The 17,579-nt window shown below is 50.0% G+C and carries 13 protein-coding genes; 6 read left to right on the forward strand and 7 right to left on the reverse strand.

Annotation, left to right across the window (positions count from 1 at the left end; genetic code table 11):
• Positions 1-5: 5 nt before the first annotated feature.
• Complete coding sequence (locus BLX24_RS01435) at positions 6-1,112, reverse strand: hypothetical protein (protein WP_071501292.1); 1,107 nt, start codon at positions 1,110-1,112, stop codon at positions 6-8.
• A gap of 1 nt (position 1,113) precedes the next feature.
• A complete protein-coding gene (locus BLX24_RS01440) occupies positions 1,114-3,681 on the reverse strand; it encodes an SLBB domain-containing protein (protein ID WP_229201672.1) in 2,568 nt (855 codons plus the stop codon).
• Between the two features lie 317 nt (positions 3,682-3,998).
• Here BLX24_RS01440 and BLX24_RS01445 point away from each other — a divergent pair, with 317 nt between their 5' ends.
• Positions 3,999-5,888, forward strand: a complete 1,890-nt coding sequence (locus BLX24_RS01445) for a DNA topoisomerase IV subunit B (RefSeq protein ID WP_071501293.1) — start codon at positions 3,999-4,001, stop codon at positions 5,886-5,888.
• Between the two features lie 129 nt (positions 5,889-6,017).
• Here the strand turns inward: BLX24_RS01445 and BLX24_RS01450 are convergent, their stop codons facing one another.
• Positions 6,018-7,085 (reverse strand): fasciclin domain-containing protein, encoded by a 1,068-nt coding sequence (locus BLX24_RS01450; protein ID WP_083421746.1) that lies wholly within the window; start codon positions 7,083-7,085, stop codon positions 6,018-6,020.
• 251 nt (positions 7,086-7,336) lie between these two features.
• On the opposite strand from BLX24_RS01450, the gene pheA reads away from it, so the two are divergent.
• Positions 7,337-8,410, forward strand: a complete 1,074-nt coding sequence (gene pheA / locus BLX24_RS01455) for a prephenate dehydratase (protein WP_071501295.1) — start codon at positions 7,337-7,339, stop codon at positions 8,408-8,410.
• 33 nt (positions 8,411-8,443) lie between these two features.
• Here the strand turns inward: pheA and BLX24_RS01460 are convergent, their stop codons facing one another.
• Genes BLX24_RS01460 through BLX24_RS01475 form a run of 4 tightly spaced genes read right to left on the reverse strand, consistent with a single transcriptional unit; the run spans position 8,444 to position 13,518 of the window.
• Positions 8,444-8,944, reverse strand: coding sequence for a hypothetical protein (locus BLX24_RS01460; RefSeq protein ID WP_071501772.1), 501 nt, complete (start codon positions 8,942-8,944; stop codon positions 8,444-8,446).
• 28 nt (positions 8,945-8,972) lie between these two features.
• Positions 8,973-9,824, reverse strand: a complete 852-nt coding sequence (locus tag BLX24_RS01465; protein ID WP_071501296.1) for a polysaccharide deacetylase family protein — start codon at positions 9,822-9,824, stop codon at positions 8,973-8,975.
• A 52-nt stretch (positions 9,825-9,876) separates the two neighbouring features.
• The gene (locus BLX24_RS01470) at positions 9,877-10,656 is read right to left on the reverse strand and encodes a methionyl-tRNA formyltransferase (protein WP_229201673.1); all 780 of its coding nucleotides are present in this window, start codon (positions 10,654-10,656) and stop codon (positions 9,877-9,879) included.
• 24 nt (positions 10,657-10,680) lie between these two features.
• Complete coding sequence (locus BLX24_RS01475) at positions 10,681-13,518, reverse strand: fibronectin type III domain-containing protein (protein ID WP_071501297.1); 2,838 nt, start codon at positions 13,516-13,518, stop codon at positions 10,681-10,683.
• 245 nt (positions 13,519-13,763) lie between these two features.
• Here BLX24_RS01475 and BLX24_RS01480 point away from each other — a divergent pair, with 245 nt between their 5' ends.
• From BLX24_RS01480 to BLX24_RS01495, 4 genes are all read left to right on the forward strand, one after another.
• Entirely contained in the window at positions 13,764-14,681 is a 918-nt protein-coding gene (locus BLX24_RS01480) for a glycosyltransferase family 2 protein (protein ID WP_071501298.1), read from the forward strand.
• On the forward strand, positions 14,650-15,249 hold the full coding sequence (locus tag BLX24_RS01485; RefSeq protein WP_071501299.1) for a WcaF family extracellular polysaccharide biosynthesis acetyltransferase: 600 nt from the start codon (positions 14,650-14,652) through the stop codon (positions 15,247-15,249). The genes BLX24_RS01480 and BLX24_RS01485 overlap by 32 nt, the downstream gene beginning before the upstream one ends.
• The gene (locus BLX24_RS01490) at positions 15,246-16,031 is read left to right on the forward strand and encodes a glycosyltransferase family 2 protein (protein WP_071501300.1); all 786 of its coding nucleotides are present in this window, start codon (positions 15,246-15,248) and stop codon (positions 16,029-16,031) included. The genes BLX24_RS01485 and BLX24_RS01490 overlap by 4 nt, the downstream gene beginning before the upstream one ends.
• Positions 16,032-16,129: 98 nt before the next feature.
• Positions 16,130-17,350: a glycosyltransferase family 4 protein gene (locus BLX24_RS01495; protein WP_071501301.1), complete on the forward strand. Its 1,221-nt coding sequence runs from the start codon at positions 16,130-16,132 to the stop codon at positions 17,348-17,350.
• Positions 17,351-17,579: the final 229 nt, after the last annotated feature.

Below are 17,579 nucleotides of genomic sequence, written 5' to 3' on the forward strand. Positions count from 1 at the left end.
CTATTTTAAGCTTCCCGCATGACCGAAATGTAGGTCTCACGGAAGAAAACGATCAATAAACTAAGTATCAAACCTAACACTAAACCAGCCTGCATCGCAATAGACGTGCGCACTTCTTTATATAACGGTAAGTAAACCGGCGAAATCTCGGTGAACAAAGGAGCTTCCTTGATCATCGAAAGATGCATGTTTTCAGCTTGTTGAACCGCCGCATAATACTGTGTCGACAGGAAGGATGAGTTACGTGTCAGCCGGGTTTCTTCAATCTTTCCGGAAGCCACTACCATTTGCTGGTTTTGGTCTAACGTACGGGCCAGACGATTCTCGTTGCCGGTTAAGAGCCGGTAGAGTGAGTCGCGCCGTTCTTCTAATAACGCAAGTACTTCCAGACTCTTTTTGTTTTGTTTTTGGCGGTAGTCTTCCTCAATGGTTCCGAGGTGGGTTTCGATGAATACTTTGGTCAGCATTTCATCCTGCATCCCACCCCAAAGTTCCATAAACGACGATTTCCGTTCTGGCTGCGTTACGCTGATTTCACTTTTTACGCGGGTGTAGATCTGCGACATGGCATTAATCTCCTGCTTCGTATATTCAGTAACCTTCTTAGCCCGGTCGAAATAGAAACTGCGGAGGCTGTCATCATCTTCCCATTCCTTATCACGGATACCGCTATGGCGGATGTAGTAATTCACCAGCAGCGTATCTTTTCCGTTGATTTTAACGGTTTTCATCAGCGTTTTCTCCACTACCGGGCGCGACAGCGCATAGATCATGAAGTTGTCACCTACGAAAATACTGGCTTCCGGAGCGCTTCCGCCCAACCCAAAGGCACTGGCCAGAGCGCCTAGTTCGCCCATGCCGCCGCCGCTGTTCCCGCCACCGAGGTTGAACGTAATGGTCGCGTTGTAAATGGGTTTACGCTCCTCAGAGATGTCAATAAATTTACCGATGGCGGCCCCCATAATGGTAAAGGCCAGCATCAGCTTCCAGTAGCGTTTCAGTACATCTTTCAGACTGAAGATGCGCAGCAAAACGACTTTCGGCGATAATTGATCCGGCGGAAGCGGACGTTCAACTGATTTATAAGTGTTATTTTTATTTATGCTCTCCATATTAATTTCCTACACGGGTTAGCACCAGTACGGTGGTGATTAACGTCAGTAATGAGCCGGTAATACCAATGGCGGAGTTTAGAACTTGCTGTGGGGTAAGTGGTGTCGCTGTGCGTAATGGAACGGTGATGGTGGCTCCTGGTTCAACACGCGGATAGATGTTGAAGATTATAAACCGGCGGGTACGATCAGCCGAACCGTTGGAATAAACAATATAGGCACCGCGACGACGTGATTTTTCGGTGAAACCTCCCGCCTGTGCAATGTAATCCTGGAACGTCCGGCCCGGACGATATTTCGCATTGGTCGGCAGCAGTACCTCCCCCTGCACCCGTACGGTTTCCAGGTATTTCGGAACGAGCAGTACGTCACCTTCCTCCACAATCATGTCTTCGGCAGAACCCGGATTGGCAAGTGCTTTGGCCAGGTTGATGCCGATCGGTTCGAGCGTACCGGCCACCAGTTCTGTTTTCTGAACAACGGTATTGCGGGCTACATCGGCCAGTTCGTCGATGGCTTTCTGACGCTGTGCCAGTTGTTCAGCCGATTCCTTAACCGGGCGTTGCAGGGTCGCCCCTTCTTTGTATGCATATGGTGACAGGCCACCGGCCTGCCTTATCAGGTCGGAGATACGGATATCTTTGCGGTCAATCGGATATTGTCCCGGCATAATCACTTCGCCTTCCACACGGGCAAAGGTCTGCGCCGCATAGTTTGGTGAACGGCGAACGATAACCTGGTCGAACGGATACAGGAAGAAACGGCTGTCGTCGCTGTCAAGTGTTAAGTCGCGGTTCACCTGGAAGCGGAATACATCGGCGAGCTGAGCCGTCTTCGAGGTTATATCCACGTCTTTTTTCCGGCGCACCACCTCGATCTGAGCGGCAGCCGCTGCTTCTTTCAGGCCACCGGCTTTCAGGATCAGGTCTTCCAGCGTCATGTTCGATACGTAAAGTACATCGCCCGTTGGCTGGTTTACTTCGCCCTCAATGGAAATCGTTGCGCTCTCAGCCATGCTGAACCGCGAGGTAATGACGACCTGATCTTCGCGTTTCAGGACGATATCTTCTGCCTTTCCATTGATGATGTCGGCAAGGTTCAGCGAAATGTTCTCTACCGAAAGGTCCTCGCGGGTACGCAGGATCTGAATCCGGCCCGTGAAAGCATCGCCACGCAAGCCTTCGGCATTCTGAATCAGCGTGCGCAGTGTCGGGTTCTGATCCAGTGAATAGCGACCGGGACGGTAGACCGCTCCTTCAATATTTACCTGATTTTCGAACCGGTCAAGCAGTTGCTCAATCGTTACGACATCACCATCCTGAAGCCCAAAGTTAGCGAACTGATCTGCGGTTACGTCAATAACTTTACGTTCACGATCGGTCAGGCGGGTAACTTTAATGCGGTTTTTGTAAGCATTAGCGGCAAAACCACCTGCATAATACAGGACTTTATCCAGCGTTTCGCCTGGGAGCAGTTCAAACAGGTTGTTACGTTTAACTGTCCCCGTTACCTCCACCCGTGACTGATACGTGCCGAAACGGATGACATCACCGTCCTGTAAACGAACGTCATTCCGTTGCACACCGTTCAGCAGGTAATCATATAAGTCGAGGGTAGCCAGCACTCTGCCGCCACGAATCACGATCACTTTACGGTAAGAGCCCAGTTCGTTGGGACCACCTGCCTGATAAATGGCATTGGTAGCCGTCGCTAACGAGGATACCGGATACGTACCCGGCCGGATAGCTTCACCAAGGATTGATACCCTGATGCTGCGCAGATCGGCCACGGTCAGATCCAGATACGTATTCGGGCGGGCGCCGTTATAGCTTTTCAGGCCGACAAATTTCTGAGACAGCCGGTTGCGGATACGGATTTTAGCCTGTTCAACGGTTAAACCGGATACGGCAACGGGTCCCAATCCGGTCAGTTTACCGAGGAATACTGTTCCGTCGGGCGAGACTGACTGACTGAAGTCTGCTTCCGTATAGCCATACATGAGAATGTTCAGCTTATCGCCGGGGCCTAACACATAGTTTTGGGGCGTAGCGACATTAATGTTTGGCTGAAACGCAGACGCCAGATCCGGGTTGTTGAAAACGGAGCTACCGAACAGCTTCCGGCGGATTTCCAGTTTCTCGCGGGTACGGGCTGCTTCGTAGCCCTCTTCGATTACCTCTTCATTGGTTTTCTGAGCTTGTTTTTCATCAAGTTCATTCGCCTTGTCGTTGGTGGACTGTAGCGTACCGTTCTGATTCTGGCCCTGGCCCTGTCCCTGATTTGTCTGAGTGCTCTGTCCGGTTGTTGTCCGGCCTTGCTGGGTGTTTTGATTTACCCCTCCCGCGCGCCCTTGTTGCGACTGGGTAGTGCCTGGCTGAGCTTTACCTTGTTGGGATGTTCCTGGTTGTGCACTGCCGGGAATAGATGTACCGGCAGGCGTAGTACCCCCCGGCAAACCGCCCGGAATGGCTACCGGTCCGGGCGTAACCTGACCGTATGTGAATGTAGATGGAACCAGCGCACCCACTAACAGGATCGCACAGGCTGCTTTAAGGCTTCTTTTAAACAATTGTTTCGTACTTGTTTTTACCTCAGAGAAGTGAAGACACCGAAAATTTTGCATATTTTTTAGGTGTATGTCAAACATTAGGGGGCTTTATTGGACCTTTTAACTCTTACGTCGTAAGAATTGTTTTTATTACTTAAACGGGATTTGCTGACAAAGTAAGCGAACTTTTATCTTATTTTAAATAGATTTCTATTTGACGGCAGAATTTCGTATCTTGCCTCTTAGAGTAAACACATAAAATAAATTTTGGATTTATTAAGGAACGGTTACATTGGTATCCATTACCGGAGGGCTGTGCCTTTTAGTTGCAACCTTACATGGCAGATTTAACAAAGACGGTTCAGTACGATGAGGATAGTATCCGGTCACTGGATTGGCGGGAGCATATCCGCCTCCGGCCGGGGATGTACATTGGCAAACTGGGTGATGGATCAGCCGCTGACGATGGCATTTACGTGTTGTTAAAAGAAGTAGTCGATAACTGTATTGACGAACACGTAATGGGTTTTGGTAAAACCATTGACATTAGAGTGACGGATCACCGGGTCGAAATCCGGGACTATGGCCGGGGTATTCCGCTGGGTAAAGTCGTTGAAGTGGTTTCTAAAATCAATACCGGGGGTAAATACGATTCGGGCGCTTTTCAGAAGTCTGTCGGGCTGAACGGCGTCGGTACTAAGGCGGTCAACGCCCTGTCGGCCTATTTTAAGGTACAGTCGTTTCGTGACGGTAAAAGCGTCTGGGCCGAATTTGAACGGGGTATTCTGAAAAATCAGGGTGAGCTGGTAACCAGTGAGCGCAACGGTACACTGGTCTGTTTTGAGCCGGATGACACGGTATTTAAAAACTACCATTACATCCCGCAGTATCTGGAAAACATGATCTGGAATTACTGCTACCTGAATGCCGGCCTGATTGTTTCCTTTAACCGCCAGAAATACGTATCGCAGAACGGTCTGCTGGATCTGTTACAGAACAAGACCAATGCCGAAACACTACGTTATCCGATCATCCATCTCAAAGGACATGATCTGGAGATTGCCATGACCCACGGCAATCAGTATGGAGAAGAATATTACTCGTTTGTGAACGGACAGTATACCACACAGGGGGGAACTCACCTGCAGGCGCTGCGGGAAGCTGTGGTCGAAACCATCCGGAAGCACTTTGATAAAAATTATGAAGTAGCCGACATCCGGGCATCGATTATTGCAGCCATCAGTATCCGGGTGCAGGAGCCAGTCTTTGAATCGCAGACAAAAACCAAGCTCGGATCGGTGACTATGGCGCCGGAACCCAATGCGCCGACGGTAAACTCCTTTGTTAAGGATTTTGTCCGCGGTACCCTGGATAACTTCCTGCACATGAATCCTGCCGTACGGGACGCTTTGAAAAAACGGATTGAGCAGTCGGAGCGGGAGCGGAAAGAACTGGCCGGTATTAAGAAACTGGCTAATGACCGCGCAAAGAAAGCCAACCTGCATAACAAAAAACTGCGCGATTGCCGGATACACCTCCCCGACCCCAAAGCCGAAGACCGCTACCATACAACGCTGTTTATTACCGAAGGGGATTCGGCCAGCGGATCGATCACCAAATCACGGAATGTACAGACGCAGGCGGTGTTCAGCCTGCGGGGTAAACCCCTTAACTGTTTCGGGCTGACCAAAAAGGTGGTGTATGAAAACGAAGAGTTTAACCTGCTTCAGCACGCCCTCGATATTGAAGACGGCCTGGATTCGCTGCGGTACAACCGGATCGTGATCGCGACCGATGCCGACGTGGATGGCATGCACATCCGGTTGCTGATGCTGACCTTCTTCCTGCAGTTTTTCCCTGATCTGGTGCGTAACGGCCACCTGTATATTCTGGAAACGCCGCTCTTCCGTGTACGTAACCCGAAAAATCATAAGGAGACGACCTACTGCTATTCTGAAGAAGAAAAACAGATCGCTTCGTCAAAACTCTCGAAGGGGGGTAAAAAAATTGAGATTACCCGATTTAAAGGACTGGGAGAGATTTCGCCTGACGAGTTTGGCTTGTTCATCGGCGAGAACATGCGCCTTGAGCCCGTAATCATTGAAAAGGAAATCTCGATACCGAAGCTGTTAGGGTACTACATGGGTAAAAATACACCCGACCGGCAGCGGTTTATCATTGACAACCTGAGGGTCGAAAAAGACATTGAAGAAGCCGCCCTTGTATAGGCTGTCTGAAAACAAAAAAGACCTGAGAGATCAGGTCTTTTTTGTTTTCAGGCTACTTGCGGTTGGCCGGCGATCTGAATGCTAATCCAGTATCAGCTATCCGGAATCCAGCCTCAGGCAACCTGCCGGTTACGGCATCAGGACACGGTCGATAGTATGCACAACACCATTAGTTGTCACCTGATCTGCCGTTGTTACATTGGCTACGTTTGTTCCATTGCCTTTACCCAGGATGGTTACTTTACCACCGCTGACGTTGGTCCGGATACTGCTTCCCTGCGCGGTGACAAGGTCGGCACCATTCTGGAACGTACTGGAGAACGCGCGATAGTTCAGGACGTGGTAGGTCAGCAGATTTGCCAGTGTCTGGGCATTGGCGGCCCGTACGGCGGCTTCGTCTGCATAACCCGCTGCTTTAAAGGCGGCGTTGGTTGGCGCAAAGACGGTGATCCCGTTCTGCGCATTAGCGGCTAAACTGTTCTGTACGGTTGTACCGGCCCGTTCAACGGCAGCTGCAAAGAATGACAGATCGGCATTGCCTTTGGCAAAATCCAGCACGGTTACCGTTGGCGGCATCAGCACTTTGTCGATGATGTGAATTACCCCGTTGGTTGCGGCAATATTTACCTGAACAACTTTGGCGTTGTTGACACTAATGACATTGTCAGACGTTTTGTAAACCGACAGACGACCGTCAGACAAAGTCGTCTGGTAGGATGTGTTTACTGCCGTCGGGAAAGCCGCCTGGTCAATCTGAGAGCCAAGCACATGATACTGAAGAATACGTTTCAGGTCGGCAGCCGGGGCGGCGCTGACCGCAGCGGCACTGGCATAACCAGCCGCCTTGAAGGCATCATCAGAAGGCGCGAAAATAGTCAGTGAACCTGACCGTAAATCCTGTTCCAGACCAGCCCGTGAAATCGCAGCGGATAAGAACGTCAGGTTACCAGCATTTTTGATATAGTCGGTACCGGGCACAACGGTTGAGTTACCCGGTGTTGACGTGGTTGAGCCAGGCGGATTGGTTACCGTACCGGTGCCCGGAGGCGTTGTGGTAGAACCCGGAGGGGTTGTGCCGGTGCCCGGCGATTGCGGATCCGGATCATTTCCGTTACAGCCCACAAATGCAGGGGCTGAAAATAGCATTGTTGCGGTAACAAGGTACGACCAGCCGTACCGTTTCATGGTCTTATTCATACGTTGAGATTATAGATAAGTGAAATATAAACCCGTCCGGAGGATACCGTGTATGGCCCTGCATGGGGTAACATCGTAAATAAAACGGGGAGTGTTTAAAAGTTGTTTGCGTTTTTTTTCCTGCGGGAACGCATCAAGGGACCATAAACGGATTAAAAATCGGGTATGTACAAGGAAAAATGCCCCTTAAGTAATAGGATAAGGGCATAAGGTGTAAATTTGCAGCCATAGACTTACCGCTTACTGATTTGTTGACACTAGACTCTCTCCGAAACGCTATTGACGCCATTGACGATCAAATGCTGACCCTGCTGAACGACCGCATGGAACTGGTTCGTCATGTTGGTGAACTGAAGCGTTCAACCAATGCCGTGATCTACCGGCCGGAACGCGAAAAACAGATTATCGACCGGTTAGAACAGCAGAATAAAGGATTAATGACCCGGGCGGCCATCGAGGCAATTTTTCTGGAAATTTTTGCGGTTTCCCGGAATCTCGAATTACCTGAGCATGTCGCATTCCTGGGACCCGATGGGAGTTTTACACACCAGGCGGCCGAGAGCCGGTTTGGGGCGATGAGTGCTTACATGGCCTTGCCAACCATCCGGTCGGTGTTTGAAAGTGTAGAAACCGGCCGTGCCCGGTTCGGGGTCGTGCCCATTGAAAATAACCAGGAAGGCGTTGTTTTTGAAACGATTGACCTGCTAAACGAAAAAGACCTGACGATTGCAGCCGAAGCGGAGATTCCGGTGCATTTTACGTTTGCTACCCAGGCCGAAAATCTGGCCGATATCACCCATATTTATTCAAAAGACATTGCCTTCCGTCAATGCAGTAAGTTCCTGAATGATTCATTTGAAGGACTAAAGGCCGAGTTGGTTCCGGTGGAGTCAACCTCAAAGGCGGCTAAACTGGCAGCCCAGCAGCCCAATGCGGCGGCGATCTGTTCAACGATTGCGGCCAAGCTGTTCGGCGTGCCGGTCTTATTCGATAACATTGAAGACAGCGACCTGAACCGGACGCGCTTCCTGATTCTGGCGAAAGACTTTAAGAACCAGCCGAGCGGCCAGGATAAAACCACGTTGATTGCCCGGCTGCCAAATACCGAATCGCCGGGGGTACTGGCCGAGTTTCTGCAGGAATTTAATGCCCGCCGCATCAACCTGACTAAAATTGAAAGCCGTCCGATGCGGGGAGGGGCTTCGTTTGTGTACTGGTTTTTGCTGGAATGCGAAGGCCATGCCGATGAACCTCGCCTGCAGGAAATCCTGAACCACCATGCCGCCGACGTAAAATGGGTGGGCAGCTACGTGCGGGTGTCGTAAAAAAATGGCGTAGAGACAAGGCATGCCTTGTCTCTACTGACCGTCTTTGGTCAAATGATTCTCCAGAAACCGGCGGATTTCCTCGGGGCGCTTCGTCCCGATCAGAATGCGGGCACCGCTTTTTTTGACAAGCTGAAGCCCCCACGTCCCATCCATCGAATATACCCAGCCGCCGGGGCCTTGCCGGGTTCCGCCTACGCCCTGCGGATATTCCCCGATTAAAGCAAACTCCCTGACATAGGCATCCTGAATTTCCTCCCACGGATATACCATCCATTTGGCCCACGGAAAATACCGGAACCGTACATCTCTGTCGTCGATTCTGGTTTCGAATTTTTTGAATACTGTCAGGTAGATAAAGGCGCACTTTAATCCATAAAATGCAGACAAAACCGTGAGCAGAAACCAGTCGCCGTCTATCAACACACTGATATCAATGACATAACATAAAATCAGTGTATAAACCACTAAGAGAAGTACTGGTATCCACCTGTATTTGATCTGCTGAATTTCAATGAATGTATGATGTTTCATGGGCGAAAGGTAATTCGCCATGGATGCTTTACCCAAATGATTTTTTAGGAACGGCGTTCCAGTCAATCCGGCGGTCGGCTTCAGCCAGATCGATGAATTCAAAGTTTTTCAGCAACCGGTGTAGCTTCGGCCAGCATCCTTTCAGACCGTAGTAGGATTTAAACCGGCGCGCCATCCCCAGGTCTTCGATAACCGGTTGCGTATGGTCAAAGTCGCGCGGGTGAAAATAGGTCATTACATACGACGATTTCTGCGTAAACCGGTGGATAACAGGGTAGGGGAACAGCCGGAAATAGCCCCCGCCTGAAAAGATCACATCCTGTCCGGCAATGCTGACGGTATTGATCGGAAACTCCTTCAGGGGGGTGCCGTTGATATCAATCAGACTTGGCGCCGTGATCCCGAAGGCCGCATCACCGCCATGGGAGCGCCGCGCCGAGAATACCGAACAATCCACGTCGATACCGTTTTCGAGCAGGATCGGGAATACCCAGCGGTTCAGGAATTTGATGGAGAAACCCGGTGCCCGGTAGGCGCGGACGGCTTTGCCTGTCACATCCTGCAACGACTTAATCGACCGCTGAAGGTCCCCGGTAAATTCGGCCGGCGATTGTTCGTAGGCCAGTTGGTGGGCATAGGAGTGTGTCGCCACTTCATAGCCCGCCGCATCAATCCGTTTGATGACATCAGGGTATTTATCGGCCACCCAGCCCAGACAGAAAAACGTGGCCCGGGAGTTGGTTTCGTCCAGCAGCTGAAAAATCAGGTCCATGTTCCGGTGAATCCGCGATTCATACCGGCCCCACTCGGTTTCGGTCCGGGTAGAGGCATTGTCAAGAATATGGAACCACTCTTCTATATCAAACGTCAGGATATTCATGGATAGTGAGTTGTACCGGACAAGGTTGCGGGACTTACCCGGTGACGGAGCATTAATAGAATTTTTTACCGGCCGCTTTGAAGGCCTGAACATCTTCTTTGGTAGGGAAAGTAAAATAGGTCATCTGAGAGGCATCGTTTTTCTGTAACTGATAATTTCCTGAATGGATTTTATCAATTGCCTCCAGGATAGCGTCCATGCCCATCTTTTTGGTAACATGAATCAGCTCTTCCTGCGACATATTTCCGATCTCAACCGGATTCTGTACCAGAATCGGGCCGCTGTCAATGCCTTCATCCACAAAAAAGACCGATACACCGGTGCGTTTTTCGTTGTGGCGTAACACCCAGAACGAAGGCATCAGCCCACGGTATTTGGGCAGCAGGGCCGTATGGAGGTTGATGCACCCGTGTGTGGCCGTATCCAGCAGTTTCTGCCGGAAAATCTGATTGCCGGCAATAGACACCAGCAAGTCCGGCTGATAGGCTTTGATCTTCGCCAGATTTTCGTCCTTGTTGATATTCCCCTCAATCTGAATCAGCGGAATCTTAAACCCTTCCAGCACTTTACGGACATTGTTCCGCGGGTCGAGCTTCGACTTGACAAACTTGACGCCATAGCGGACGAAAAACGGCAATCCGAAGATGTCGAGCGTCTTTTTCATCTTATCCGTAAAACTTTCCCGTTTCCCGAAAGGCGATACATCGAAGACAACCGTCGCCACAACTTCTGCATAGGGAGGCAGGTGCTTGACGAGGTAATCAATGTTGCGGGCCAGGTAAAAAGGATCGTCCTGGGTCAGAAATACAAGGCGCATTTTTTTGTCGTTCATGCTATCAGGAAATATAGGTTAATGCTAATAAATCAGTATATGTCGCCGGATTAGTTGTCCGGATGTGGTATGAAGGTTAACAATGTATCGGCCGGCTGCGGCCTGATCCAGAGCAATTGAGAGATTACGGGCCGCTTTTTGCTGTCCGGTTAGCAGTACACGACCATCGATGGTATAGACCTCAAAGCCCGTAAAGATAGGCTGATCGTGTTCGACCTGCAAGAGCTGACCGGTCCGGACCGGATTCGGATATACCCGCAGGCTGCCGGTCAGGTCTTCGACGCCGAGAATGAGCGGCAGCGACCGGGCAATGTTGCTGTATGCCGACCCCCCGGCCGAGTTAACGGCGCGTACGCGGAAACTGTATAACGTAGCTTCGGTCAACCCGCTGCTGATATACGTGGTTGAATTCGGAGGTACGGTGGCTATTTTCTGAAATTCACCGGAGCCGCTGCTTAGTTCAATGTCGTAGCCGGTTTCGTTCACGGCATTATCCGTCCAGACCAGTGAAATGCTGGTTGGGGTAAACGCCCCGGCTGTCAGGCTGGTTGGTGGTGCAGGCAGCGTCGCAGGGGTCGTAACCGTAAGGGTATTGCTATAGGGAGATGTTCCTGCAACATTCACCGCCCGGACCCGGAACAGGTAGGTTGTGGTTTCGGTCAGGCCCGATAGGGTCAGGCTCGTCGTATTGGCCGGTAGTGAGGCGACCCGCGTAAAAGACTGTCCCGGAGAAGCCTGCTCCACCTCGTAGGCCGTTTCATTGAAGGCCGCGTCCTGCCAGGCAAGGGTCAGGCTTGAAGGGGCTGCCCCCACAGTGGTCAGGCTGCCGGGTTGCAGCGGCACTGAGACCGGAGTCGTTACGGAAAGGGTGTTGCTCCACGCGGATGCTCCTGCTGGGTTTACTGCCCGGACCCGGAAAAAATAAGTTGTATTTTCGGTTAGATTACCGGCAATATAGGCAGTTGCTCCGGCCGGCAGCGCGGCAACACGGGTAAAACTCTGGCCTGTGCTACTCTGCTCAATCTCATAACCGGTTTCATTGAAAGCGCGGTCTGCCCACGTTAAGTTAACACTGTTAGAAAATACAGTGGTGGCCATAAGGTTTTGAGGCTGAAGGGGAATAGAAGCGGGGGTGGCGGCCGTAGCCATGTTGGTATAGCCAGAGGCACCTGCACTGTTTACCGCCCGGATCCGGAATGAATAAACGGTTTGTTCGGCTAAGCCGGTCATCTGAAAGGACGTACTGTTGGCGGCGGCGGTAGCTACCTGGCGGAAAGAGCCGTCGGGCTGTTGTTGCTCAATCTCAAAACCAGCTTCATTGTCGGCGTTGTCCTGCCAGTTGAGGGTAATCCCGTTCGGAGAACCAGCCGAAGCAACGAGGTTAGCCGGTGCGGCCGGTGGTGTCACAATAACCGGTGCGGCATCAATCGCCACCTTCGAAAAGCTGAAGGCCCGCATCCCGCGGCTGTTTTTCAGGTAGGGGCCCTGATAGAACAGCAATTCGGCGGTACTGTAATACGGAGGCAGGTAGGTAACGGTTTTTGCAGACTGCGGCGAGGCCAGGGTCAGGATAATCCGGTTGCCTTCTGCCCGGCCGTTTCTGACCAGCCCGGGTTGTTCGTCGAGGTAGATAAAGTCGGTCATCCGGCGGTTGACCTGATTTCCCGTCAACGGATTGTAAATGGTTGTATCCTGTGGCCAGACCATTTGCATGTCATTGTCGAACGTCAGCGTCAGTTCATCCCGGCGTTCGTTGTAGGCGATTTTTTTAATGTCGGGTGAATTGATTTGCCGCGTGTCTGCCGATCCGTAAATGTCGCGGGCAATCAGCCGGAACTGTTCAAACGCCAGCTGCTTATTAGCACGGGGTTCGTAATGCAGCCCGTCGTAGCCGACCGCTCCGACGGTGGCAATGGCCGCCAGATTTGGAAACAACTGAGGGGCCCGGCGCTGGAAATCGCGCAGATCTCCCGCACCGGTAACTGCCGGGGTCATGATGTTAATCTGGCCGATATAAATTTTAGGGTTCTGCCCGAAGTCTTCGCGCAGTTGATTATAGAACGTCCGGAATTTTTCGGCATAACCGGCCGGTTCACCCCCTGCTTCGTTTTCGCCTTGTTTATAAATAATGGCTTTCACCTTATCGGCCACCCCGGCCCACTGTGCACGGTACAGTAAACTACCGTAGTAATTACTGTAATCGGCATGATTGGACGGTGTCCGGTTACCAAGTTCCAGAATACTGGCTCCACCGATGCCGCCATTGATCACCAGCGTCGGGATACCATACTGCTGTAAAATCTGCCGCTGAATTTCCATACCCAGCATGCCGACGCTGCCAAACGGTTCACGGGCGGTATACCAGCGCATTTCGGCCGGGATATTGGTTGAGCCATAGGGATAGGTAACGTTCCGGAGCAGCCGGTCGTCGAGCTGGTAGTCGTCGAGACCAGCGAGGCCAAGTGCATTAGACTGCCCGTACAGGATATAGACATCCCCGCAGACGATCCGTTTCCGTTCAGTGACCAGGACAGACTCATTCCCGCGACGGGCATAGACCTGAATCGTATATTCAACGGGTTCAGCCTGGATAACCACGGGAATGCGGAACTGACTGCCACCGCCGTCCGGGACTGACTGACTGGCTGATTTCCAGAAGACCCCTTCTTTCAGGACGGATACTTCGATTTGCTGGTAACCCGCCTCATTAAGCTGGCCGCTGATAATAACTTCTGCCTGATTTTGTTCATTGCGAGGATACAATTGCAGGTCTTTAGGCAACTGGGTGAAAGATACGGAAGGTTGGGCCAGCACCGAAAAAGTACTAAACGCCAGCCACAGAAAAAGTAAACGTGTACACATTTAACGGGTCAGATAGTTTTCAGGTTTACGGCAACTTTGGTGATTTAACAGGCCTTGCCGAAAAATCAATATTTTGGTGAATTCTGGCCGGAATCGAGACAACATTTCTTAATTCTTAAAAAAATGATAATTTTGCCCGTCTTCCGGCTTGAAAATCGAGGCAAAATAATGATTTTCCAGCCGTATTGACCAAAAATATTATTCTAGGTGTTGCGAAAATAATACAAAAACGCCCACCGGCATCTATGACCGACCTGTCCGTCATCATCCTCACCTTTAATGAGGAAAAACATATAGGCCGTTGCCTGAAAAGCCTGCTGCCGTTTACCGATAAAATCTTTATTGTCGATTCGTTCTCGACGGACCGGACAGTAGAGATTGCCCGTTCGTTAGGAGCGGTGGTTGTTCAGAATCCGTGGGTGACCTACGCCACGCAGTTCAATTTTGGTATTGATAACCTGCCGTTCCAGACAACCTGGATTCTGCGGATGGATGCCGACGAATACATTACTTCCGAACTGGCGCAGGAAATCCAGCAGAAACTACCGGGTTTACCCGACGACGTCAGCGGGATTTATATCAAACGCCGGGTACTCTTCATGGATCGCTGGATTAAGCATGGCGGTTATTACCCGATCTGGCTGATGCGGTTCTGGCGGCGCGGGCAGGGTATCTGCGAGCAGACCTGGATGGATGAACACATTAAGCTCACCCGGGGACGTCCTGTCCGGTTTGATCACGATGTTGTTGATCATAATCTCAATAACCTGACCTGGTGGACACAGAAGCATAATAACTACGCCATTCGGGAGGTCATTGACTTGCTCAATATAAAGTACAATTTCACGGATGCGGAGCGGGTAGAGCCGCGGCTGATCGGCGGTACCCGCGATGAGATGAAGCGTTACCTGAAGGTGAAGTATGCCTCCCTGCCCTTATTTACGCGACCCTTTATGTACTTCTTCTACCGCTATTTTATCGGGCTGGGATTTCTGGACGGACGGCGGGGGCTGGTCTGGCACTTTCTGCAGGGCTTGTGGTACCGTTTTCTGGTAGATGCAAAAATGCTGGAAGTATACCGCCACGCAGGGCATAATAAGGAAGCCATCATTGAATTCTTTTTAACCGAATATGGAAAAGACTTACGGGCAGGACCAAGATAGTTTTTCTGCTGGTAAACAAAGAGTTACGGATTTGTCCCGGTTCAATAACAGCTGGTATCAGCCAGGGCCGCGCTGGAAAGTGCTGCTCTGGTTTATGGCCAACTCGCTGGTATTAAAAAACTATTTACCCATTCCGGTATTTATAAAAATAAAGGTAATGCAACTGTTTGGCGCAAAAATAGGTCATCATGTAATGATTAAGCCAAACGTCAATGTAAAGTACCCGTGGTTTCTCGACATTGGTAATTACGTCTGGATCGGAGAGGGTGTCTGGATCGATAACTTTTCGATGGTCACCATTCAAGACAACGCGTGCCTTTCTCAGGGAGCCATGCTGTTGACCGGCAACCATAATTACCAGTTATCGACGTTCGATCTGATGCCAAAGCCAATCACCATTGAAGAAGGAGCATGGGTAGGTGCGCAGACCGTTGTTTGTCCGGGGGTTGTCTGTAAAAGTCACTCCGTACTGGCAGTAGGTTCTGTGGCGACCCGTTCGCTGGAACCGTATGGCGTATACCAGGGTAACCCCGCAAATTTTGTGCGAAAAAGAGAAATTAAGGCGTGAAAGTTAGCATAATCACAGTCGTATACAACGGTGTTCAAACCATAAAGGATACAATAGAGTCAATTTTGGCCCAAACGTACCCTGAAATCGAATATATCATTATCGACGGCGGATCGAAAGATGGTACCGTCGAACTGATCAAAAGTTACGGCACGCGGATTGCTCAATTTGTATCAGAACCGGACAAGGGGCTGTATGATGCCATGAACAAAGGCATACAGCGGGCTACCGGTGAGGTGATTGGGCTGCTGAATGCCGATGATTTTTACCGGCATCAGGATGTGATCAGCCACGTTGTTGAGACCTTTGAGCGGACCAAAAGCGATGCCGTTTACGGGGATATGCTTTATGTGGACCGGAATGATGTGTACAATGTCCGTCGTTATTTCCGGTCGGGCACGTATTCGTCGGGCGCTTTTCTGTGGGGATGGATGCCGGGACATCTTTCGTTTTTTGCGAAGAAGAAACTGTACGATCAGTACGGACTGTTCCGCCTTGACCTGAAAAGTGCAGCTGATTACGAACTGATGTTACGCTTTATTCACAAGCATAAAATAACGCTGAGCTATATGGACGAAACCACCATTGTAATGCGTGAAGGTGGGGTGAGTAACGGAAGTTTGAAAAACTGGTTACGGGGAAATATGGAGGACCGTAAGGCATGGGAACTGAATGGCTTGAAACCTTTTCCGTTTACCCTGTTTTTTAAGCCTTTGCGAAAGTTGCCGCAGCTGATACTGAAAGAAAAGAAAAATGCATTCACCTATCCGTTAAATAAATGAACCCGTCATTTGATCGGTATGTCATTGGTGTTTACCGGAATAATGTAAATTTTGATCACGTTTTCTAACCTGCCTGACTCTTATTAACTACTATTTCTATGAACCTGGAATTACTCATCGCCTTCATCAAAAATAAGTTCAACGAAGAACTGTTTACGATAGGCTTATACCAGTGTTTACTGTCTTTCCTGGTGGCCTGTTTTGTGTCAATAATTTCCATTCCGGTTGTGATTAAAATCTCGGAACTGAAATCTTTGATGGACAAGCCGGGAGAACGCCGTTCACATACAACGCCGACGCCGACATTCGGTGGTATTGCCATCTTCGCTGCGGTCTTAATCAGCTATTTCCTGTGGCCCAGCATAGATCAGACAGATATCTACCGTACGAACCTGTCAATCGTCGGCATGACCATTCTGTTTTTTGTTGGCATTAAGGATGACCTTGTTAATGTAGACCCGAATAAGAAAATCTTTTTTCAGGTACTATCGGCGATGATCCTGATTTTCTTCGGCGATCTGAAAGTCGATTATCTGTACGGAATTATGGGGTTTCATCATATTGAGCAGGTGATCAGTGTGTTATTAACCTGTTTTATTTTTATTGCACTGACAAATGCCATTAACCTCATTGACGGCATCGACGGACTGGCGGGAGGGATTGCTACAATTGCGAGTGCGACTTTCGGAGGCTGGTTTTTGTTGACAAATCACTTTGCGATGGCCTGTCTGGCGTTTTCGCTGTCAGGAGCTTTGATTGGTTTTCTGCGATTCAACTTCTCGAAAACCAGTAAAATCTTCATGGGCGATACCGGTTCGCTGATTCTCGGGTTCATGCTGTCGTTCTTTGCCGTACGCTTCATTAACCTGAACGCGTCGTACCGTTTCGAGCCAACTGCTTTTTTCAATGCACCGATCATTGCCATTGTGATTCTGATCGTACCGATTTTTGATACATTGCGCGTATTCCTGGTACGTATTCTGGCCGGGCGTTCACCGTTTGCGGCAGACCGGAATCACATGCACCATATTCTGCTGGACAATGGCCTGAACCATGCATCAGCTACGATGCTGCTTTGTGCGGTATCCTTGTTCAACACCATTATGTTTTTCATGTTGCACCGGAATATTACCAATACACAGTCATTGCTTGTACTGGCAGCGTTATTTATGCTATACATGATGGTCAGCTTTATGCTGAAAATGCGGGCTTTGTATATTTCAACCCATCCACGCCGTCGACGTGCTGTTCTGCGACGCGAATTCTTTAGTGCATTTACCGGCCGTGAGGGCAGTAAACGCCTGATTGACTGGTTATGATCTATAATCTGAATAAACTATTGCCTGAGGCAGCTTCTTAAAGAGCTGCCTTTTTTGTTGCCAGTATCCGGTTAGAATCCGATGATTTATTGATTAAACGCACACGGAAGAATAATAAATGGAGTAACGGTGGATAAATAATACCAATTTAACTCTATAATAATTTGGCTTCGGGAAGGATATAGGATAAATTTATTTGGTATAAAGCCTGAATGAATCGTACCTGTAT

The sequence above is a fragment of the Arsenicibacter rosenii genome, from assembly GCF_001870735.1.
GTDB lineage: Bacteria > Bacteroidota > Bacteroidia > Cytophagales > Spirosomataceae > Arsenicibacter > Arsenicibacter rosenii.